Source organism: Zunongwangia sp. HGR-M22 (assembly GCF_027594425.1).
Classification (GTDB): Bacteria; Bacteroidota; Bacteroidia; order Flavobacteriales; family Flavobacteriaceae; genus Zunongwangia.
On the sequence record NZ_CP115159.1, the window covers coordinates 1,019,024 to 1,039,982 of the forward strand.

At 34.5% G+C, this 20,959-nt stretch carries 23 protein-coding genes and 1 tRNA gene; 11 read left to right on the forward strand and 13 right to left on the reverse strand.

Features of this window, described 5'->3' with window-relative positions; all coding sequences use genetic code 11:
- Window positions 1-64: 64 nt before the first annotated feature.
- Window positions 65-784 carry an NRDE family protein gene (locus PBT91_RS04440; RefSeq protein ID WP_270060580.1) on the forward strand — a complete coding sequence of 240 codons (720 nt, stop codon included), beginning with the start codon at window positions 65-67 and terminating at the stop codon, window positions 782-784.
- On the opposite strand, the gene apaG is transcribed toward PBT91_RS04440, so the two are convergent.
- From apaG to PBT91_RS04455, 3 genes are read right to left on the reverse strand one after another with little or no spacing between them, the layout of a single operon-like run.
- A complete protein-coding gene (gene apaG / locus PBT91_RS04445) occupies window positions 776-1,162 on the reverse strand; it encodes a Co2+/Mg2+ efflux protein ApaG (protein WP_270060581.1) in 387 nt (128 codons plus the stop codon). The two genes, PBT91_RS04440 and apaG, sit on opposite strands and share 9 nt — an antisense overlap.
- A 7-nt stretch (window positions 1,163-1,169) precedes the next feature.
- Window positions 1,170-2,264, reverse strand: coding sequence for a DUF3667 domain-containing protein (locus PBT91_RS04450; RefSeq protein ID WP_270060582.1), 1,095 nt, complete (start codon window positions 2,262-2,264; stop codon window positions 1,170-1,172).
- 17 nt (window positions 2,265-2,281) lie between these two features.
- Complete coding sequence (locus PBT91_RS04455) at window positions 2,282-3,535, reverse strand: type IX secretion system plug protein (protein WP_270060583.1); 1,254 nt, start codon at window positions 3,533-3,535, stop codon at window positions 2,282-2,284.
- A 167-nt stretch (window positions 3,536-3,702) separates the two neighbouring features.
- Between PBT91_RS04455 and PBT91_RS04460 the strand changes: the two genes are divergently transcribed.
- From PBT91_RS04460 to PBT91_RS04495, 8 genes are all read left to right on the forward strand, one after another.
- The gene (locus tag PBT91_RS04460) at window positions 3,703-5,049 is read left to right on the forward strand and encodes a Na(+)-translocating NADH-quinone reductase subunit A (protein WP_270060584.1); all 1,347 of its coding nucleotides are present in this window, start codon (window positions 3,703-3,705) and stop codon (window positions 5,047-5,049) included.
- Window positions 5,050-5,060: 11 nt separating this feature from the next.
- Window positions 5,061-6,251: an NADH:ubiquinone reductase (Na(+)-transporting) subunit B gene (locus tag PBT91_RS04465; protein WP_270060585.1), complete on the forward strand. Its 1,191-nt coding sequence runs from the start codon at window positions 5,061-5,063 to the stop codon at window positions 6,249-6,251.
- A 5-nt stretch (window positions 6,252-6,256) separates the two neighbouring features.
- A complete protein-coding gene (locus tag PBT91_RS04470; RefSeq protein ID WP_270060586.1) occupies window positions 6,257-7,000 on the forward strand; it encodes a Na(+)-translocating NADH-quinone reductase subunit C in 744 nt (247 codons plus the stop codon).
- Window positions 7,001-7,002: 2 nt separating this feature from the next.
- On the forward strand, window positions 7,003-7,761 hold the full coding sequence (locus PBT91_RS04475) for an NADH:ubiquinone reductase (Na(+)-transporting) subunit D (RefSeq protein WP_270060587.1): 759 nt from the start codon (window positions 7,003-7,005) through the stop codon (window positions 7,759-7,761).
- A gap of 24 nt (window positions 7,762-7,785) precedes the next feature.
- The gene (gene nqrE, locus PBT91_RS04480; RefSeq protein WP_270060588.1) at window positions 7,786-8,400 is read left to right on the forward strand and encodes an NADH:ubiquinone reductase (Na(+)-transporting) subunit E; all 615 of its coding nucleotides are present in this window, start codon (window positions 7,786-7,788) and stop codon (window positions 8,398-8,400) included.
- Between the two features lie 16 nt (window positions 8,401-8,416).
- Window positions 8,417-9,703 carry an NADH:ubiquinone reductase (Na(+)-transporting) subunit F gene (gene nqrF, locus PBT91_RS04485; protein ID WP_270060589.1) on the forward strand — a complete coding sequence of 429 codons (1,287 nt, stop codon included), beginning with the start codon at window positions 8,417-8,419 and terminating at the stop codon, window positions 9,701-9,703.
- 96 nt (window positions 9,704-9,799) lie between these two features.
- Window positions 9,800-10,159: a Na(+)-translocating NADH-quinone reductase subunit F gene (locus tag PBT91_RS04490; RefSeq protein ID WP_270060590.1), complete on the forward strand. Its 360-nt coding sequence runs from the start codon at window positions 9,800-9,802 to the stop codon at window positions 10,157-10,159.
- Window positions 10,137-11,165, forward strand: a complete 1,029-nt coding sequence (locus PBT91_RS04495) for an FAD:protein FMN transferase (RefSeq protein ID WP_270060591.1) — start codon at window positions 10,137-10,139, stop codon at window positions 11,163-11,165. Before PBT91_RS04490 ends, PBT91_RS04495 begins: the two co-directional genes overlap by 23 nt.
- Here the strand turns inward: PBT91_RS04495 and PBT91_RS04500 are convergent.
- From PBT91_RS04500 to gpmI, 6 genes are all read right to left on the reverse strand, one after another.
- Complete coding sequence (locus tag PBT91_RS04500) at window positions 11,162-11,929, reverse strand: class I SAM-dependent methyltransferase (RefSeq protein WP_270060592.1); 768 nt, start codon at window positions 11,927-11,929, stop codon at window positions 11,162-11,164. The two genes, PBT91_RS04495 and PBT91_RS04500, sit on opposite strands and share 4 nt — an antisense overlap.
- A 67-nt stretch (window positions 11,930-11,996) precedes the next feature.
- Window positions 11,997-12,563 carry an HNH endonuclease signature motif containing protein gene (locus PBT91_RS04505; protein ID WP_270060593.1) on the reverse strand — a complete coding sequence of 189 codons (567 nt, stop codon included), beginning with the start codon at window positions 12,561-12,563 and terminating at the stop codon, window positions 11,997-11,999.
- On the reverse strand, window positions 12,556-13,371 hold the full coding sequence (gene map, locus PBT91_RS04510) for a type I methionyl aminopeptidase (protein WP_270060594.1): 816 nt from the start codon (window positions 13,369-13,371) through the stop codon (window positions 12,556-12,558). Before map ends, PBT91_RS04505 begins: the two co-directional genes overlap by 8 nt.
- Before the next feature lie 12 nt (window positions 13,372-13,383).
- Window positions 13,384-13,794 carry a BT0820 family HAD-type phosphatase gene (locus PBT91_RS04515; RefSeq protein ID WP_270060595.1) on the reverse strand — a complete coding sequence of 137 codons (411 nt, stop codon included), beginning with the start codon at window positions 13,792-13,794 and terminating at the stop codon, window positions 13,384-13,386.
- A gap of 55 nt (window positions 13,795-13,849) precedes the next feature.
- On the reverse strand, window positions 13,850-14,398 hold the full coding sequence (locus PBT91_RS04520) for a thioredoxin family protein (protein WP_270060596.1): 549 nt from the start codon (window positions 14,396-14,398) through the stop codon (window positions 13,850-13,852).
- 11 nt (window positions 14,399-14,409) lie between these two features.
- Entirely contained in the window at window positions 14,410-15,930 is a 1,521-nt protein-coding gene (gpmI, locus tag PBT91_RS04525) for a 2,3-bisphosphoglycerate-independent phosphoglycerate mutase (RefSeq protein WP_270060597.1), read from the reverse strand.
- 379 nt (window positions 15,931-16,309) lie between these two features.
- Here gpmI and PBT91_RS04530 point away from each other — a divergent pair, with 379 nt between their 5' ends.
- A complete protein-coding gene (locus PBT91_RS04530) occupies window positions 16,310-17,071 on the forward strand; it encodes a murein L,D-transpeptidase catalytic domain family protein (protein WP_270060598.1) in 762 nt (253 codons plus the stop codon).
- Between the two features lie 58 nt (window positions 17,072-17,129).
- Here PBT91_RS04530 and PBT91_RS04535 read toward each other — a convergent pair whose 3' ends face one another.
- Complete coding sequence (locus PBT91_RS04535) at window positions 17,130-17,417, reverse strand: GNAT family N-acetyltransferase (RefSeq protein WP_270060599.1); 288 nt, start codon at window positions 17,415-17,417, stop codon at window positions 17,130-17,132.
- Window positions 17,418-17,422: 5 nt separating this feature from the next.
- Window positions 17,423-17,971: a ClpP family protease gene (locus tag PBT91_RS04540; RefSeq protein WP_270060600.1), complete on the reverse strand. Its 549-nt coding sequence runs from the start codon at window positions 17,969-17,971 to the stop codon at window positions 17,423-17,425.
- 394 nt (window positions 17,972-18,365) lie between these two features.
- Between PBT91_RS04540 and PBT91_RS04545 the strand changes: the two genes are divergently transcribed.
- Window positions 18,366-18,438, forward strand: a tRNA-Gly gene (locus tag PBT91_RS04545).
- 350 nt (window positions 18,439-18,788) lie between these two features.
- Here the strand turns inward: PBT91_RS04545 and PBT91_RS04550 are convergent.
- Both PBT91_RS04550 and PBT91_RS04555 read right to left on the reverse strand, forming a co-directional pair.
- On the reverse strand, window positions 18,789-20,147 hold the full coding sequence (locus tag PBT91_RS04550) for a HAMP domain-containing sensor histidine kinase (protein ID WP_270060601.1): 1,359 nt from the start codon (window positions 20,145-20,147) through the stop codon (window positions 18,789-18,791).
- Entirely contained in the window at window positions 20,131-20,844 is a 714-nt protein-coding gene (locus tag PBT91_RS04555; RefSeq protein WP_270060602.1) for a response regulator transcription factor, read from the reverse strand. The genes PBT91_RS04550 and PBT91_RS04555 overlap by 17 nt, the downstream gene beginning before the upstream one ends.
- Window positions 20,845-20,959: the final 115 nt, after the last annotated feature.

The window sequence follows — 20,959 nt, forward strand, 5'->3', positions numbered from 1 at the left end:
TAAGTTAGGTTTTAAGTAAGCTTAACTTTTTTCGTAAATTCAGCTACGTGTTTAAGATAAAATTATGTGTACAGTAAGTATTTTTCCAAAAGGAAAGCATTCAGATTCTTTCATATTAAGCTTCAACCGGGACGAGGCGATAGAACGAGAAACTTTACCTCCCAAAAAGGAAAATGTTAATGGATGTGAAATGATTTTTCCAAAAGATGCCGTTGCTGGGGGTACTTGGCTAGGGGTAAGTGCTCATAAACGTTTAATTGGGATCATGAACGGAGAATTTAAAGCACATAAACGCAATCCTCCCTATCGAAAAAGCAGGGGTGTAGTGGTAAAAGAATTTCTAGCTATGGAAGATGTAAAAATGTATGCTGAAAACTACGATTTTGAAGGTATCGAGCCTTTTACAATGCTTTGTGTTGATTGGTCTTCAGATCTAACAATTACTGAAATGGTTTGGGATGCAAAGCAGTTGCATATAAAAAATGTTCACTTAAAACCTCAAATTTGGTCTTCATCTCCGCTGTATGATTCTGCAATGAAGAAAAATAGGACAGAATGGTTTGATGAATTTAAAAAAGAAACAAAAATTTCTGCGGAAAGTATTTGGGATTTTCATCATAACGCAGGTGTAGGAGATGCAACTATAGATCTTATCGTAGATCGAGGATTTTTAAAAACACAAAGTATTTCGCAGATTGAAATTAGTAAAAAACGGAAGCAATTTAAATACGAAGAGTTAGCAACCGGAAGTTTAAAAATAATAAATCTTCAAGATCTAGTTTAAAGCAAAAGGCGCGCTTAATTTAAAGGAAGGAATCTGAACTCGAAATCTTCTGGTATTAGTGAAGTTAATCATGTTATAATGACCAATCATTGCACCAAAAGGGGTGTTTAAAAGGCAGCCACTCTGGTAAGTATGTTTTTCACCTGGTTTTATAACTGGTTTTTTACCAATAACGCCTTCTCCTTCTACAGTTTCGGTCTTATTCAAGGCATCTTTTATTTTCCAGAATCTTGATTTTAGTTGAACCGAATCGTTACTTTGATTTTCGATCGTGATCTTATAACCAAAAGCATATTTTACTTGATAGCGATCGTAGATGATGCCGTCGAAAAAAGTATGAACCGAGATTTTTATGCCTTTTGTTATTTGTTGAACCATAGGATTTTTAAAAAACTGCAAAAGAGCCGAATATTGATATTAGCCCTACAATTATGGCTAAGGTAAAAAATATAATGTTGAGAATCATAAATTTAACAGTGGTTTTTAGTTTTCCCTGCTGGTAGAATTTACGTAATCCCTGAAATAAATACCCAATAAAAATAAGATGCGCAAAATTAACTCCGAAGCTATCTCCGGTAATCAAATCTATAATTAAAGCTATGCTGTACAAAATAAAACACATGCTTTGCGTATGAAATGCAAATGTGAGATGCTCCATATAATTGTACTTAGAACGAATATACAACAAGCTTAAAAAAAGAGAAAAGATAGGTAAGAAAGCAAAAATGATAAACGGGAGTTTACTAATTAGATAATTTATGAACAATTGCGGGTTTTGTTTTACCAAATTATAATCGACTACTTTCTTGTAAAGCCAGTGATTGTATCCAGAATTCTTAAGATCAAGTTTTGTAACCGCATCAGCTGGGATATTATTCTTTGTTTCTTCGAAATAGGAACTAAAGAGCTTGGATTTTGCATCTAAAGCATCTATAAAAGACATGGTGTCCAATTCTTGCTCTGTAATAAGGTGATCTCTGTAGGTTTCTTTTTCTTTTAAGTTGTCCTTAGAACTGGCTTTGATAATTGAATCAAGGTTTTGAAAAGGATTTTCAACTTTAACTTCAATATTTGTATTATTTTTCTCATTAAACTCTTCCAGGTTTCTAGCGACTTCTTCAGGTTCTTGATCTAAATTGATTCCTTCAAAAGAAAAATCATATCCGTAGATAATAAAAAAGATAATGGAGGTAGTTAAAAAGAATCTATAGGGGTTTACGTAACGCATACGTTTACCTTCAATATAATCTTTGGAAATTTTACCGGGCTTAAAAAGAAGTATTTTCATCGTTCTTATAAACCTGGAATCGTAGGCAAACAATCCTGAAAAAAATTCAGAAAAGAAATCACCAAGGGCTAATTTTTTTGTAGAATTTAACTGTCCGCATTCGGGACAATATTTTTGTTCTTTCTCTAAAGTTTTTCCGCAGTTAAGGCATTCTTCACCGCGATATTCAATTAAAGATCGCTTAGATTTCATTATTTACTGGCAATTGGTTAGTTGCTAATATTGCTGGAGTTTTCGCTTCCTAGGCCAATAATTCTATCATACCTTCCTCCAATTTCACGATAATAAACTAATACGGTATATTCATTTTCAGTTTCGTCATAATTGCCACTAATAAAACCTTCGTCAATGCTATCATTATCATTTACAAGTACATATTTGTAATTGTAAAATCCCTGTTTAAATAAGCGAGCATTTTCGTAATATCCGGTTTCTTCGTTATAATGAAGCGCGGTGCTATTATCTATGGTGAAATTATTAAAATTTCCGTAAATATGAAGTGTCCCGTTATTTATTGGTTCATAATTTTTTAATGTAAAATGAATCCAGGTGTACTCCGCTTCAATATTAGAGTTATCAGCATTTAGTTGTCTTACCACAAAATCTCCATTAATGTCTGGATTGTAGGTGTAGGGAGTACTTTCTCTAGATACGTCCATATTTAAATAATGGTGATATAGCTCATCAATATCTACTTTTCCAATATCTGCTGTGGTTGCGCGAAGATCTTTGGTGTCAAATTGAAGATATTCGTTACCACCCCAAAAAGAAGTTGGCAGGTCATAACGGTAAATGAGCTCATTCCCAACGGTGTATTGAGGTTCGATATTTTTAATGGCAGATTTTAAATTATGGTTTTGAATAATGAGTGGTTTTACAGTTTTATCGGGATTTCGAAGTAATAGATCTGGAGAACTAATTTTGAAATTAACCACCTGTTTCGTATTTATATAATTTAAATCTCTAGTACGTTTAATTGCGGCAGCAACACTTACTTTACTTTCATAAACCATAAATTTTCTGGAAAACACTAATTCGTCGTTTTCATTATAGATTTTAATCATATAATTTCCTGAGACTTTTAAGGCTTTGGTATATTGATTAGGAATTTGTAATTGGTAGTGCGAGTAGGGTTGAAGTGTATTGTACGAATTTTGGTAATTCATAACCCTAATATCGTCAAGGCCGTCTAGGTATTCGTTTTTAGATAGCTGTGTAGGTTGCCAATTATAATCAAAATGTTCAATATGGTAATAGTAATCTGCTTCGTCTCCAATAATGTCATCAAATGTTAAATTTAACACTCCGTTGATCGGGATTGCAGGATTTCCCTTGGTGCTGTTAGAGTCACCAAATAACCGAATGGTTCTTATAAAGTTTGGAGGTAGTGTTTCTTCCGCTATTTGGCTACACATAGGGATTATAGAAAAGACACTGAAAATAAGAAAAATTAATCGCTTCATTTTAAAATAATATCGGTAAATGTACTTACAAATTATATACCTGATTTGGAAGGTCTTTATTTTAACAATTCATCAGCTCGAAAAAAGAGTACTTTATTGGGAAAAATGGCGTGAAAAACATAAATTTGCACGACTTTAAATAAACTTTATAATATACACTCCATCCTATGTCAAAAGACATTCGAATAAAAAGAGGACTTACTCTACGATTAAAAGGGGAGGCGGAAAAACAAATAGTTGAGGCCCCAAGGTCCAAGACCTATGCGATTAAACCTCCAGATTTTCATTCAGTTGTTCCAAAAATGGTGCTCAAAGAAGGAGCAAAAGTATTAGCCGGAGATGTGCTTTTCTTTTCAAAATATGCTGAAGAGATTAAGTTTACTTCGCCTGTTAGCGGAACCCTGAAGGAAATTAAACGAGCTGAAAAGCGCCGAATAGTTGAGGTAATTATCGAAGCCGATGCTACAGATGCTTACAAAGATTTTGGAACACTTAATGCAGCAACCGCTCCGGCTGAAGCTGTTAGTGAAAAAATCCTTGCAAGTGGCTGCGGAGCTTTTTTTATGCAACGTCCTTACGATGTTGTAGCAGACCCTAAAGATACGCCTAAGGCCATTTTTATCTCAGCAGTAACCACCGCACCTTTAGCAGCAGATCTAGGCTTTGTTTTAAAAGATAAAGTGAAATCTTTTCAGGAAGGAATTTACGCTATACAAAAACTTACACCAGGAAAAGTTCATCTATCAGTAGATGATTCTTCCTATCCAATTTTAAAGGATATAAAAGGTGTAGAGTTACATAAAGTTAGCGGTCCTCATCCTGCAGGTAACGTTGGTGTTCAAATCCATAAAATTGATCCTGTAAATGCGGGCGAGCGTGTTTGGGTTGTGGGCGCAGATCACGTACCGGTGATTGGTGATTTGTTTTTAACCGGGAAGTTGCATGCTAAAAAAGCGATAGCAGTTGCTGGTAGTGAAGTGAAAGACCCAAAATATTACGAAGTAATTGTGGGAGCTAATTCTGCAGATTTAATTGGTAATCAAATCCCAGATGATGTAAGAATCATTTCTGGTGATGTGTTAACGGGAGATCGAATTAGTAACAATCACTATTTAGGTTTTTACCACAATACCTTAACCTTGATTCCTGAAGGTAATAATTATAGAATGTTTGGCTGGCTGCCGTTTACTTACAATAACATTCATTCTAATTCCAAAACTTCATTATCCTGGTTATTTCCTAATAGAAAATACGAACCTACAACAAACCTACATGGTGAGGAGCGTGCGCTGGTAGTTACAGGGGAAATGGAAGAAGTTTTACCTATGGATATATATCCAATGCAATTGCTTAAAGCATGTATGGCAGGGGATATCGAAAAAATGGAAAACTTAGGGATTTACGAAGTAGCGCCTGAAGATTTTGCGTTGATAGATTATGTTAACACTTCTAAATTAGAAGCTCAGGAAATTATTCGTCTAGGATTAGATTTAATGATTACTGAAGTAGGATAAAAAGTTTAATTATGGAATGGATAAGACAACGATTAGATAAATTTAAAGAGCCTTTCGGTAAAGGGAAAAAGCTTGAAAAATATGCCCCTGCCGTAAATGCTCTTGATACTTTTTTATTTACACCCAATCACACCACTCAAACTGGTGCTCACATTCGTGATGGTGTAGATTTAAAAAGAACAATGATAACAGTGGTATTGGCTTTAATTCCAGCCTTGATCTTTGGTATGTGGAATGGAGGTTATCAATACCTACATCAATTACCAGAATATGCAGATGGCGTTCCTTTTATGGATGCGTTTTTAGAAGGAGCTGCTAAAATTGTACCTATGATCATAGTTTCTTATGTTATAGGTCTTGGTATCGAGTTTGCTTTTGCAATTTATAGAGGTCACGAGGTAAACGAAGGTTACTTAGTTACTGGTTTACTTATTCCTATGGTAATGCCAATTGATATACCGCTTTGGATGGTTGGTGTTTCTGTAGTTTTTTCAGTAATAATAGGTAAAGAAGCTTTTGGAGGAACAGGGATGAATATTCTAAACCCTGCGCTAACAGCTCGTGCTTTTGCATTTTTTGCATACCCAACTTATATGTCTGGTAACACTGTTTGGGTTCATAATGCTTATGAAGTAGATGGAGTTTCTGGAGAAACTATCCTAGGGAAGTTAGCTTCAGATACAGATGTTCCTTATAGCACACTAGATATGTTCTCTGGTTTAATACCAGGTTCTGTTGCCGAAACATCTACAATATGTATTTTGGCAGGAGCTTTATTGCTAATACTTACAAAAGTAGGAAGCTGGAGAATAATTTTAAGTGGTTTTGCCGGAGCAGCTGTAATGGGATTAATTTTTAATTCACTACCATCTTTAGGTATAGAAGGAAATCCTCTTACAAATTTCCCTTGGTATAACCATCTTGTAATAGGAGGTTTGGCTTTTGGAATTGTATTTATGGCTACTGATCCTGTTTCTGCATCACAAACCATGAAAGGGAAATGGATATATGGATTTTTAATCGGATTGTTTGCAGTAATGATTCGAATTTTCAATCCCGCCTATCCAGAAGGTATTATGTTGGCTATTTTATTAATGAACGTATTTGCGCCGGTAATCGATCACTACGTGATCCAGGGCAATGTGAAGAAGAGAAAGAAAAGATTAGCTACAGTTAAAGAACAACAAGTGAAAACAGCTTAGTTATTATGGAAGAGAAAACAGTTAATAAAACAAATACTAACGGTTATACCTTTCTATTCGCCATTATTATGGTGTTGGTAGTAGCCAGTGTACTTGCATTTACAGCGACCTCGCTTAAACCATTGCAGACAGAAAATGTTCGTAATGAAAAAATGCAGAATATTCTTGCTACTGTAGGTATACAAACTAGTAGAGATAGCGCGCAGGCCTTATATGATAAGTATATAACAGAAACAATTTCTTTAACCGAAGATGGTTCTGTTGATAAATCTGCAGACGCTTTTGAAGTAGATCTTACCAAAGAATTACGTAAACCAGTAAGCGAGCAGATATACCCTTTGTACATTGCTAATATAGAAGGTGCTAAATATTATATTGTACCACTTAGAGGTAAAGGTCTTTGGGACGCAATCTGGGGGTATATTTCTTTAAAAGATGATGTAAATACCATCAAAGGAGCTGTATTTGATCATAAAGGAGAAACACCTGGTTTAGGTGCAGAGATTACACAGGCATGGTTTCAGGAGCGTTTTGCTGATGAAAAGATTTTCGATGAAAACGGAAATTTAGTTGGTGTGTCTGTTGTAAAAGGTGGTAACGCAAGTTCTAGTAAGGATAATAATGAGGTGGATGCTATTTCTGGAGCTACTATTACCGGAAACGGAGTTTCAGATATGATTTCAGAAAGACTTAAGCATTATCTTCCTTATTTTAAGCAACAAACTGACGTTAAAGTAGCAACTAAATAATTATGAAGACAGATAACACAAAAACTTCTACAGAGTCGACTAAAAGTGCTGCTGAGAAGAAAAAAGATGAAATGATTCTGTTCTTATCAAGTTCAGAAGAGAAAGAACATTTTCTGTCTAAGAATAACAGAAAATTATTATCAGATCCGTTTGATGACAATAACCCGATTACCGTTCAGGTATTAGGTATTTGTTCTGCATTAGCGATTACTGTTCAATTACGACCTGCCTTAGTAATGGCATTAGCTGTAATTGTAGTAGTTGCTTTTTCTAACGTAATTGTTTCTTTAATTAGAAATTTGATTCCTAACCGAATTAGAATTATCGTACAACTTGTAGTAGTAGCTTCTCTTGTAATATTAGTGGATCAGGTTTTAAAAGCCTACTCTTATGATGTTAGTAAGCAACTTTCAGTTTTCGTTGGTTTGATTATTACCAACTGTATTGTAATGGGACGTTTAGAGGCTTTTGCTTTAGGAAATGGAGTTTACAAATCTTTCCTTGATGGTATAGGAAACGGTGCAGGATATGGTTTTATACTAATTTTGGTAGCATTCTTTAGAGAATTGTTAGGTTCTGGCAAACTTTTTGGATTTGAAGTTTTAGGGCATAAAGCACCAACTATGGCAGAATCTACTGGATTGTATGCGTTAGGTTACGAAAATAACGGGTTGATGCTTCTTTCACCAATGGCGCTTATCATTGTTGGGATTATTATTTGGGCACAACGTGCAAGAAACCGTAAACTAATCGAAGAATAAATAACAACAGCGAAATATATTATTATGGAATATATAAATTTATTTGTTAGAAGTATTTTCGTAGAAAATATGATTTTTGCCTACTTCTTAGGAATGTGTTCCTATTTAGCAGTGTCAAAAACAGTGAATACGGCTGTTGGTCTTGGAGCGGCAGTTATCTTTGTACTTACTGTAACGGTGCCTATCAACTTTCTATTAGATCAATACTTATTAAGTCCTGGTGCATTGGCATGGCTAAGTCCAGAATATGCAAACGTAGATCTTAGTTTCTTAAGTTTTATCATGTTTATTGCAGTTATTGCATCTATGGTACAATTAGTAGAGATGATTGTTGAAAAATTTGCTCCTGCTCTTTATGGTGCTTTAGGGATATTTCTTCCACTTATCGCAGTAAACTGTGCGATTTTAGGAGGATCTCTTTTTATGCAACAAAAGAATTTTGGAGGAATTGGAGAAGCAGTAACTTATGGTTTAGGTAGTGGAATCGGGTGGTTCCTTGCTATTATAGCTATCGCTGCTATTAGAGAGAAAATAACCTACTCTAATGTTCCTGCACCATTAAAAGGTCTTGGTATTACATTTATCATTACCGGATTAATGGCAATAGGATTTATGAGTTTTATGGGTATTAAATTATAAAAGAAAAACAACAACAATGACAGTTATAATTGCAAGTATCGTTGTATTCTTAATTTTGGTTCTTCTTTTAGTTTCTATCCTTTTAGGAGCTAAAGCGAAGCTAATACCTTCGGGACCTGTTAAAATTAATGTAAACGGAGAAAAAGATCTAGAAGTAAGTTCAGGTGGAACACTTTTAGGAACTTTAGGCTCAGAAAAGCTTTTCCTTCCATCTGCCTGTGGTGGAGGTGGTACATGTATTCAGTGTAAGTGTATCGTTAAAGAAGGAGGAGGAACACTTTTACCTACAGAAGAGCCGCATTTTACCCGTAAAGAAATAGCTGATGGGTGGAGACTTGGATGCCAGGTAAAAGTAAAGCAGGATATGAAAATTCAGATTCCTGAAGAAGTATTTGGTATCAAGAAATGGGAAGCTACTGTAGTGAGAAATTACAATGTTGCTTCTTTCATTAAAGAATTTGTAGTAGAGATTCCAGAGGATATGGATTACAAAGCTGGTGGTTATATCCAGATTGAAATTCCTAAATGTGAAATTCCTTATAAAGATATCGATATCACAGCGCACCCGGAAGAACATGAAACTCCGGATAAATTCCAGGCTGAGTGGGATAAATTTAATTTATGGCCATTAGTGATGAAGAATAATGAAACTGTAGAGCGTGCTTACTCTATGGCTTCTTATCCTGCGGAAGGACGCGAAATTATGTTGAACGTTCGTATTGCTACCCCGCCATGGGATCGTGGTAAAAACGATTGGATGTCTGTAAATCCTGGTATTGCTTCTTCTTATATATTCTCAAGGAAAAAAGGAGATAAAGTAACAATTTCAGGTCCTTACGGTGAATTCTTTATTAACGAAAGTGAGGCAGAAATGCTTTATGTAGGTGGTGGAGCCGGTATGGCACCAATGCGTTCTCACCTTTATCACCTTTTCCGTACAGTTAAAACTGGAAGAAAAGTGACTTATTGGTATGGTGGTCGTTCTAAGCGTGAATTGTTTTACACAGAACATTTTAGAGCATTAGAAAGAGATTTTCCTAACTTCAAATTTTATCTTGCCCTTTCAGAACCCATGGAAGAGGATAACTGGAAAGTAAAAGAAGGTATCGACGGTGAAGGAGACGGATTTGTAGGATTTATTCACCAAGTAGTGATAGATAATTATTTAAGTCATCATGACGAACCAGAGGAAATAGAATATTATTTCTGTGGGCCACCATTGATGAACAAAGCAGTGGAGAAGATGACCGAAGATTTTGGAGTTCCAAGAGAGAATGTAAGATTCGATGATTTTGGAGGTTAATCCTTAATTAATAGTATAAAAAAGCCGACTAATTTTAGTCGGCTTTTTTTATGTCCAATTGGTGTAGCTTTAGGCATCTATTTGTAATTTTGTACTATGGCGAACGAATTGACAAAACAAGAACTACATAACCTTGCAATGAATGTAGTTGGGGAAGATTTGGAGAAGAATGGATACGAATTTCTTGGCGTAAATAGTAGTATAAAAGCAAATCCGCAATTTGTAGCTTTAAAAAATAAAAAGCTTCATTTTGTTGTTGTTCGGGCTATTCAGTATCCTAAGAATCCTAAAGTTATGGATAGAATCTATATGGAAACCATGAAAGATCATGCGTCTAAATTTGAGGCTCGTGCTTTTTATGCCGGGGTAGGAATCGCAAATGCTAAAGATTACGAATTACCAGTAACTCACGATGATAATTATATAATAAACTATGATGGTTGGCAAGAAGTTTAAATTTACAGTACTAACAATAATAATTGGCCTATTATTAATTGGATGTGAGGGAAACGAATTTGAAGAAAAGAATTACTCGGGATCTGCATTAGGAACTACCTATCATATTAAAATCTTTACCGGTAAAGAAGATTTAAAAGTTGATAAAGGTCTTGATAGTATTTTTCAGGTTATCAATAAGTCTTTGAGTACTTACTGGAAAGATTCAGATATTACACTTATAAATAAAGGAGTAGATTCTATTATAGTAGACGAGAACTTTAAAAGAGTTTTCAAAGGGTCTAAAAAGATCTATGAGGAAACCGATGGATATTTTGATCCAACGGTTGGAAATTTGGTTAATGCCTATGGTTTTGGACCGGATAAACGTTTAGAGCGTTTGCAAGATCAAACAATAGATTCATTATTGAAATATGTTGGCTTAGATAAAATTCAGTTATCTTCTGAAGGAAAAATTATAAAGCAAGATCCTGAAATTTATCTCGATTTTAATGCGATCGCAAAAGGATACACATTAGATGTTATCGCCGAATTTTTTGATCATCTTGGGGTAAAGAACTATTTAATTGAATTGGGTGGAGAATTAGTAAGTAGGGGAGAGCATATCACTAAACAGAAACCTTTTGTCGTGGCCATAGACGACCCAAGACAGGAAGAAGGTGAAAGAACCTTTCAGGCAACATTAGAGCTTAAAAATAAGGCCATGGCTACTTCTGGTAATTATAGAAAATTTAGAATAGATTCTATTACTGGAGAACGATTTGTACATACTATAAATCCGCTTACGGGTAAACCAGAAAGAAGTAATTTGTTAAGTGTATCTGTACTTGCTGAAAATTGTATGTTGGCTGATGGTTATGCCACAGCATTTATGGCTCTTGGTTTAGAAAAGTCTAAAAAAGTTGCAGCGAAATTAGATAATATCGATGTATATCTTATTTATGCTGAAAATGATTCAACTAAGGTGTATACTTCAGAAGGTTTTAGTAAAGTTTTACTCGATTAAACCTTTTTGCAAACGGGAATAATTTCTCCTTTAGCTAAACGATATTTATCAACTTCTTCTGAAGAAATTTCATCGGTATAATCGACTTCATCAACGCTAAAGCCTATGCTTCTTAGTTTGTCGAAATAATCCCTACCGTAGACACGTACATGGTCGTATTGTCCAAAAATGCGTGTTCTTTCTTTAGGATCGGTGATACTATCATCTTCAAAAGTAGTTGCTCTATCTAATTCTTGCGGAATTTGTAAAATTGCGGTTCCACCAGGCTTTAGAACGCGGAAAATTTCCTGCATGGCTTTCGTATCATCTGGAATATGCTCCAATACGTGATTACATAATATAAAATCATATTGGCCATTTTTGAATGGTAAATTACAGATATCAGCTTTTACATCTGCTAATGGCGAGTTAAGATCTGTTGTGGTATAATCAAGATTCTTTAGTTTTCTGAATCTTTTATAGAAAGCCTGTTCAGGAGCAAAATGTAATACCTTGATATCGGCTTTAAAGAAATTAGTTTCTTGCTTTAAATATAGCCATAAAAGCCTGTGACGTTCTAATGATAAGGTAGAAGGCGACAATACATTTTCCCTTTGATGCTCGTAGCCGTAAGGTAAAAACTTTTTGAAGCTTTTACCATCAATAGGATCTGTGTAAGTATTACCCTTTAAGGTTAGTACCAAAAAAGGCTTAACAAAATAGCTAAGACGTATTAATAACGGTCTTGGGACTGTATTGAGAATTTTTTTAAAAAGCTTTTTCATTAATTAATATCTTTCCGGAGCCAAAGATATTGAAATTATAGGCTTTTATAGGGATTTTATATCGAATCTAAACTTCGATATCTCCCCAATTCTCGCCAGATTTAATTCGGTATAACTGCATTTCTGAAACACCAAACTGTTTCGCAAGAACCCGAATTCTTGTTTTTCTGTTTGGATCTAAAAGTTTCTTTTTAAGAATAACAGCTTGTGCATAAGTTAATTTAGAATACGACGTTACTTTTCTAAGCTTCCGTTTTTTCTTGTTTTCTTTTACACTAGGGCTATTATATTGATGTGCTACCCACTCTTCTTTAGTAGCCCAAGCAATATTTTCGACGCGATTATCGTCTTTTTCAAAGTTTTTATGAATCACATACTTATCACCTTCTTTTTTATCCAGAAATAATTCTGCTACTATACGGTGTATGTAATATGTCTTGGATTTTCCAGACTTCAACTTTACAGCGAAATTGAGGTAACCGCCAACACGGCCACCACGCATTAATTCGCCTTCTTCTTTGTTTTTAAGGAAGCTTACCAGTCTACCGTAATTAGATACTTTGTAGACAAAACGGTCTTCCCATTCTTCTTTGTGTAGGGTTTTCCAAACCTCTCCTCTGAAATTTTTAATCATAGGTTTTTGCTCTAAATTCATCTTCTTCATTACTCTCTATGCCTAAAGCATCATAGATATAACTGAAGGTAGACAACAGCTCCGGTTTGCCGTCAATTAAAGCTACGTCATGTTCAAAATGAGCACTTGGTTTATTATCTGCAGTTAAAATAGTCCAGCCATCGGGAAGCTGTTTTATACGACGTGTACCTAAATTAGTCATAGGCTCGATCGCAACGACCATTCCTTCTACAAACTTTTTTCCTCGACCTCGTTTGCCATAATTCGGCATTTCAGGGTCTTCATGCATATTAGCGCCAAGGCCGTGGCCAACAAGCTCACGAACAACTCCGTAGCCATGGTCTTCAGTATATTTCTGAATGGCATAGCCAACATCACCGACGCGATTGCCGGCTTTAAATTCTCTTATTCCTATATAAAGTGATTCTTTAGTTACTTCCAAGAGTTTTTGTGTTTCAGGGGCAATTTCTCCAACTGCGAAAGTATAGGCATGGTCTCCGTAGAAACCATTTTTTAAAGCACCACAATCAATAGAAATAATATCACCTTCCTCAAGGGGAGTATCGCTAGGAATCCCGTGCACTACTTGCGCATTAGGACTCATACATAATGAATTTGGGAAATCATACATTCCCAAAAAGCCAGGGTGGGCTCCATGGTCTTTAATAAACTCTTCAGCCAGTTTATCTAACTGTAAGGTAGTTACTCCAGGTTTTACCTCTGGCGCTAACATACCAAGAGTTTTCGATACGATTTGTGCGCTTTCACGCATTAATTCAATCTCTTCCCTTGTCTTAGGTATAATCATCAGTATTAATCTTTATAATCTACCGAAAAATCGGCTTTTTTTCTTTTTACTAGTTTGTTTTGCTTTGCTAGATTCGTCGCTAGAGAGCATTTGATATATTTCTCCCCAACCAAGCATGCCACCAATATTACGATCATCAATAAAAATGTCTGCTAAAATCTTCCGACTTAAACTTTCATCGTAATTTTCTTCAGGATAGCTTTTATTAATGGCATAGAATACAATACCATTTTTTTTACAAAAGCTTACGGCTTCATCTAAACGTGAGCCTTTACGGTAAGTCCATAGAATAAGGTTATGCCCATCGTCTTGAAGCTTTTTTAATGTTTCAAAAGCAAACAATAAGGGCTTTCCTATGTCTGGGTACTTATTTTCTACAATAGTACCATCAAAATCTATCGCTATTGTTAGTGTAGGGGGCATAACGTTCAGCAAAATTAAATGAATAACAGCTAATTATCCGTTTTTAAATACTTATTTATTCGGCGTAAGAATTGGCGTAATCTTCTCCGCTAACGATTTTAGCGATATCTTCTTCTAAACTTTTCTGAGCAAATTCTACAAATCGATTTACTTCTTTACCATTTTTATAGAATATCATGGTCGGAACGCGATTTAGATTTACTTTCTCTTCGTATTTTTCTGGAGTAGATTTGCTATAATCTACCGCTACAGCTTCCAATTTGCTCATGTCGTAATTCGCCTCGTCCAAAATTTTAAAAAATCTTGGAGTTTCTCTTTTGCTATCACCACACCAAGTACCCATAAAGATTTTAATCTCGTAATCATTAATATTTTCTTTGATGGTAGCCATAGCATCCTCTTGTGGTGAAAACTGTTTGTAGCGAGGCTCAAACCACGAAGAATAAGGCTTTTGCATAAGATCAGCTTTTTCGAACTTTCCTAGAAGCATACTTTGCTGAACGGTCGTATTTTCTGCCGTACCGGTGCTATTCTTGCTATTACTATTTACTATACTGCCGCACCCTAAAAGTACGGCAGCTAGAAATGGAATAAATTTTATCATTATGTTTTGATTTAATCTACAAGGGAATCTTGCGTCATTAATTCTGGCTTTTCTATCCCCATTAATTTTAATATTGTTGGCGCAATATCACCTAATTTACCACTTTTAATTTCTTTAATATCTTTATCTAAAAGAATTAAAGGCACTGGATTCGTAGTATGCGCTGTATTTGGTGAACCATCTTCATTAATCATTGTTTCACTGTTACCGTGATCTGCAATAACAATTACTGAGTAATCATTATCCATAGCAGCTGTGCAAACGTCTTTAGCACATTCATCTACTGTTTCGCAGGCTTTAACGGCAGCCTCAAAAACTCCTGTGTGACCAACCATGTCTGGATTTGCAAAGTTTAAGCAAATAAAATCAGCCGATTTTTTATTCAATTCAGGAATAATTTTATCTCTAATTTCATAAGCACTCATTTCTGGTTGCAAGTCGTAAGTAGCAACTTTTGGAGAATTACACATAATTCTACTTTCTCCTTTAAAAGGTTCTTCTCGACCACCAGAAAAGAAAAAAGTTACATGTGGATATTTTTCAGTTTCAGCAATTCTGATTTGCTTTTTACCGACATACTCCAGAACTTCTCCTAGGGTACTTTTAATGTTATCCTTTTTGAAAATCACATTGATATTTTCAAAGCTGTCATCATATTTTGTTAAAGTAACGTAATAAAATGGCATTTTCTTCATTTCATACTCCGGGAAGTCGTCTTGACTTAATGCCTGAGTAAGTTGGCGTCCACGGTCTGTTCTAAAATTGAAAAATATCACTACGTCCTTTTCATTTAATTTAGCAACAGGCGTGCCATCTTTTTTAGTCACAACGATAGGCTCTATAAATTCATCACTTATATCGTTATCATAACTTTCTTGTACAGCCTGTACTGGATCTTGTGTTTTCTTACCTTCTCCTTTAACAATCAGGTCGTAAGCTTTTTCTACACGTTCCCAACGCTTATCACGATCCATCGCAAAATAGCGTCCAATAATAGAAGCTAATTCTCCATTAGTTTTATCTAAATGTTGTTGGATTTCTTCTACAAAACCTTTTCCTGAATGTGGATCTACATCACGCCCATCTGTAAATGCGTGCAGATATTTATTCTTTATTCCGTAGTTTTCAGCAGCGGTTAAAAGTCCTTTTATATGATTGATATGTGAATGAACACCACCATTGCTTAAAAGCCCCATAAAGTGTATAGGCTTATCGTTTTTCTTGGCATATTCAAAAGCTTCACGTAAAGCAGGCTCCTCTATAAGGGATTCATTTTTTACTGCCTGGTTTATTTTTACAAGATCCTGGTATACTACACGACCGGCACCCAAATTCATGTGGCCAACTTCACTATTACCCATTTGTCCTTCAGGGAGACCAACGTTCATACCGTCAGTTCTAAGTTGTGCGTGAGGATATTTTTCTGAAATTTCGTCTATGAATGGAGTTTTGGCTTTTGCTACGGCAGAAACTTCTGCATTTTGAGTTTGTCCCCAACCGTCCAAAATCATTAATAATACCTTCTTATTCATTGTTTGGTGTAAATTTTTGATAAATATAAAAACAAAATAAATTTTTGATAAATGCTCTGACCTTAATGTTTTATTAAAGTTAAGCACTTTTTGACGAATAAAATTGACAACTAAGAATAAAACTTTACGAAAACGTTATAAAATCATAAGAATTCGATATTGGAAAGAAATTAAGAGCTTCGTAATTCGAAATTTAACATTTCTTGGCGCAGCTTTTGTAATATTTCATTAAAATCAACGTTAATAAAATTCATTCGTGTCTCTTTTGATTTCAAGAGATAAAATGGTAAACATCAAATAATTATCCTATAAATTGTTAGGGTTTATTATTTTTTGTATGTTGGCAAAATATTTAGAAAAAATTAACAAACACACCTGTATGACGAGAAGATTGATGGCTGTAGCGGTAATTTTAATGTTTTCAACGGCCTTTTCGGGTTCTACCCCAAGCACCGAACTTCATTTAACAAAAGATGAAAATTTATTAGCTGAATTAGATCATTTTGAAATTGAGAAGACAGAACTTTCCTTTGAAGAAAAAGTAGGAATGCTTTACGACACTTTTAAAGATAAAAATGAAAGTATGCCAAAAGTAGAGGCTTTTCAAAACGCTATGAAAGGTTACTACAAATTGGAAGATGAAGGAAGAGTTAAAAATAAATTACTTACAATTATAGATTTCGATCTATCTTCTAAAAAGAAAAGATTCTGGGTTTTAGACATGGAAAATCAAGATGTGCTTTTTAATACGTACACTTCGCATGGTAAAAATTCGGGATGGGAGTTTGCTAAAAGTTTTTCAAATGCAGTAAACAGTCATAAAAGTAGTTTAGGTTTTTATGTTACTGGTGAAACGTATTATGGTAAAAACGGACTTTCACTTTTTATTGATGGTATGGAAAAAGGATTTAATAGCAATGCTAGAAAGCGTTACGTAGTAATTCATGGTTCTGATTATGTTAATGAAAGTTTTGTGACTAGTAGAGGTAGGGCTGGCCGTAGTTATGGATGTCCTGCAGTGCCAAGAATTATTTCTAAGAAAATAATCAATACTATCAAAGGTAACTCTGTAGTTTATATAAACAAAAGTTATGAGGAATACCTAGAAAGCAGCTCGTATTTAAATAGTAAAAAAGCTTAAAAAAATAGAATTAAAATTATAAAAGAAAGCCTCGAATTTTTATTTCGAGGCTTTCTTTTTATGCTCTAACATCAGAATATTCTGGATTTCTATCAAACATAACTTCAGTAAAAGGGCAAAGCGGATCAATTTTTAAATTATTATCTCTTGCAAATTTCACAGCTTCTTTAACCAATCTTGTGGCTATGCCTTGACCTTCAAATTGTCTTTTTACTTCAGTATGATCTACAGTGATCACATGTTCGTTTTTCTTGGTGTAAGTAAGTTCAGCAATAATACCTTTTTCACCTTCCAAGTAAAACATGCCCATTCGATCATTGTCCTTATGTTTTATAGGCTTTTCCATCGCTTTTACTTCAAAATATCATCTATAATGCCATATTCAAGAGATTCTTTAGCGTCCATCCAGTAATCACGATTAAAATCTTTCATTACTTTTTCTACACTTTGGCCACAGTTTTTAGCTAGAATCTCAGCACTCAGTTCTTTAGTTTTTAAAATTTCAGTAGCTTGAATTTCAATATTTGAAGCCTGACCTCTTGCGCCACCAGATGGTTGATGAATCATTACTTTAGCATGAGGTTGTATAAAGCGTCTTCCTTTTTTACCCGCAGAAAGTAGAATAGAACCCATAGATGCAGCAAGTCCTGTGCAAATAGTAGATACTGGAGCTTCAATCGCCTGGATGGTATCATAAATGGCAAAACCATCGGTTACATATCCACCTGGGCTGTTGATGTAAAGTTGAATTTCTTCTTTTCCTTCCAAATCAAGATAAAGTAAACGGTCTATAACATGCTTTGCAGATTTATCGTCTACAGGCCCCCACAAGAATATTTTACGTTCTTCTAGAAATTTAGCGTCTATTTTATCCTGAATTTTTCCTGGTTTATCTTTCATTATGCTTTCTTTTCAAAAAAATTATTATCACATAAAAATAGGATTAATTTTGAAGAAAAGTAAAATTTGAAGCTTTCATTTAACAGGATTTTAGAAGAAGATTATCTTTTGCTATCACAGTTACGCAGCAGTCTATAATAGATGGATTTTTCAGATTTAAAGAACGTTTTGAAAATCTTTATTGTAATTGTGAAATTTGAATTATGGGATGTCGATAAAATTATTTTTGAATTTCAACTTACTAAGTCATCTAGTAGTGGTAGGTAAGACTTTTAAATCTTAATTATGAAGATGAATCAAACCGCTGTTTTGAGTTGAAGACCATTTACAAAAAAATATTCATGAAAAATTTGGAGAAAACTACAAAACTAATTTATATTTGCAATCGCTTTAGGCGGGAGTAGCTCAGTTGGTAGAGCGTCAGCCTTCCAAGCTGAATGTCGCCGGTTCGAACCCGGTCTCCCGCTCTCAAAACCCTGCTGTTTTACAGTAGGGTTTTCTTTTTTAGAAATATTTGTCTTTAATGATTTTGAAAAAAGCGCAGCTGGTTGCATGCTTTTTCTTCCTGAAATATTTGTTATTCTAGCTTGTTCTTTCAGAAAATAGATTTTTTAAAATTCCCGGCGAAGGGTAACCAAATGTTAAGAGTATTAGAAGTGAACGCAAAATTATAATGAAAGAATAACAGAGATCACCCTAGCCGAGAATTAACCTATTAACTAACAACCAAAATCTTTTATATTATGATTTGATTCGCAACAAACTTATTGTTTGATTGTTAGAGATAGATTAATAACAGATTAAAATTGCATTAGAATTAGAATCCTATAGGTAGTCTAATTTCTATGGATGTTCCGCGGCTTGTTTTGGAATGTGCTATTAAACTACCTTTGTGCATTTTAATCACGTTGCGACTAAGAGGGAGACCAATCCCGTAGCCATGAAAATTTTCTGTGTTCCTTGCTCTAAAAAATGGATCGAAAATATAAGGAAGATCAGCTTCAGGAATACCTATGCCTTGGTCTTCAACTCTAATTATAACTTCATTATCTGAAGCTGAAAGTGCAAAAATCACTTTTTCATTGTTAGAATATTTACAAGCGTTCATCACTACGTTAGAAATTGCTAGGTGTAATAATTGACCGTTACCATTAACGGAAAGTTTTTCGGGATTTTCGGGTAATAAATCAAAATCCAAATGAATTACAGCTTCTGGATATATTTTTTCAACTGTTTCTTTAACGTCTATAACTAACTCGTCAATGCGAAGCGGGCTAAGCGTCTGTGCTTTTCCGTCGTAGCCGGTTTGAGCTAAAAACAGCAAAGCTTTTGTCTTCTTGTCGAGCTTTCCGGCTTCTTCTAGTATCGTATTTAGGGAAACTATGTATTCTTCTTTAGCTCTTTCTTTAGCAAGAGTAACTTCAGCTTCTCCAATAATGGAGGTTAAAGGAGTATTTAATTCGTGAGAGGCATTGCTTATAAAGTTCTTCTGGGTTTCAAATGAAGTTTCTAATCTATTAAGCATATTGTTAAAGGTGGCAGTAAGGCTGCGAAGTTCTTCGTTATCTTCGGTTTCTTTAAGTCGAAAATTTAAATTTTCAGTATTAATTTTTTTCATGTCACCAATAATGGATTGTATTGGTTGTAAAACCTTCCTAGAAAAGAACCACGCAATAAAAATAATAATCAAGATAGAAATTAACAGCGCTATCAAAAGCAGGTTTCTTAGATATACAATATGATGCGTATTATAGTAATTTTCAGCAGAAACAATAACCAGATAATCTTTACCGCGATTGTGATATTTGATTCCTGAATAAAATGTATTGTTTTCTTTGAAGTATGCCCTTTCCTGTGAAACGATGTCTTCTAAAAAAGATTTTGAAAGACTTAAATTAGAATTTGTATGTATATCGAACTTTTGAAGATCGATAATAGTAATTTTTTCATTAGGTAATTCTTCTAGAAAATCCTGCCTAATTTCTTTAACAGCGTTAATATCCTGATCGTCTTCCAATTCGATTTTTGCCATTGTAATGGCCCGTATTTCTAGTCGCTTATAAAAATCGGTGTAAGAATAATCACTAATAGAAAAGTAGATGAAGCCACTAAAAACTAGAATATAAGCTAGAAATATAGAAGTAAGAAAAAGAATAATTTTATTCTGTGTCTTCATCGTCTATTTTTAAAACATAGCCCATACCAATAATAGTATGTATTAGTCTACTGTTGTTGTCTTTTTCAAGTTTTTTACGCAGGTAGTTAACGTAGACATCAACCACGTTTGTGCCAATATCGTAATTAACGCCCCAAACGTTTTCCAATAATTCTGTACGTGAGATAACTCTACCTGGCGCTTTTAAGAAAGCTAATAATAATTTGTATTCGGTAGTTGTTAAGGCAATCTTTTTATCGTTTCTGGTAACTGTTTTAGAAGTGTCATTCAGCTTAACGTCAGCAAAATTAAAACTGTCATCTGGTGTAATTAGGTTGAAATTCTTAGATCGACGTAATAAACTTTTAACTCTAGCTGTAAGTTCGATAAACTTAAATGGTTTGGCAAGGTAATCATCTGCCCCGCTATCTAATCCCATAGCGATATTTTCTGAACTTCCTAAAGCGGTGAGAAATAGGATAGGAATCTGGTTATTTTCTTCACGAATAGCTTTGCAGATTTCCATGCCATTCATTTCCGGTAGCATAATATCAAGTATAAGAAGATCAAATTCGTTTGTAGTAGCCATTTGGTATCCTTCTTTACCATTTAGAGCGATACTCATTTCAAAACCTTCTTCAGTAAGTCCTTTATTAATAAAAGAACAAACTTTGGCATCGTCCTCTACTAGTAATATTTTTGAGTTTTTAGTATCCATATCATATCATCGTAGGTCTAAAGTAACAAGAATTTTATCAACTATACACATAATTGCGAACAATAAAAAAGCGGCTAATCTTAGCCGCTTTTATTATAAAAAATAGGAGAATTAT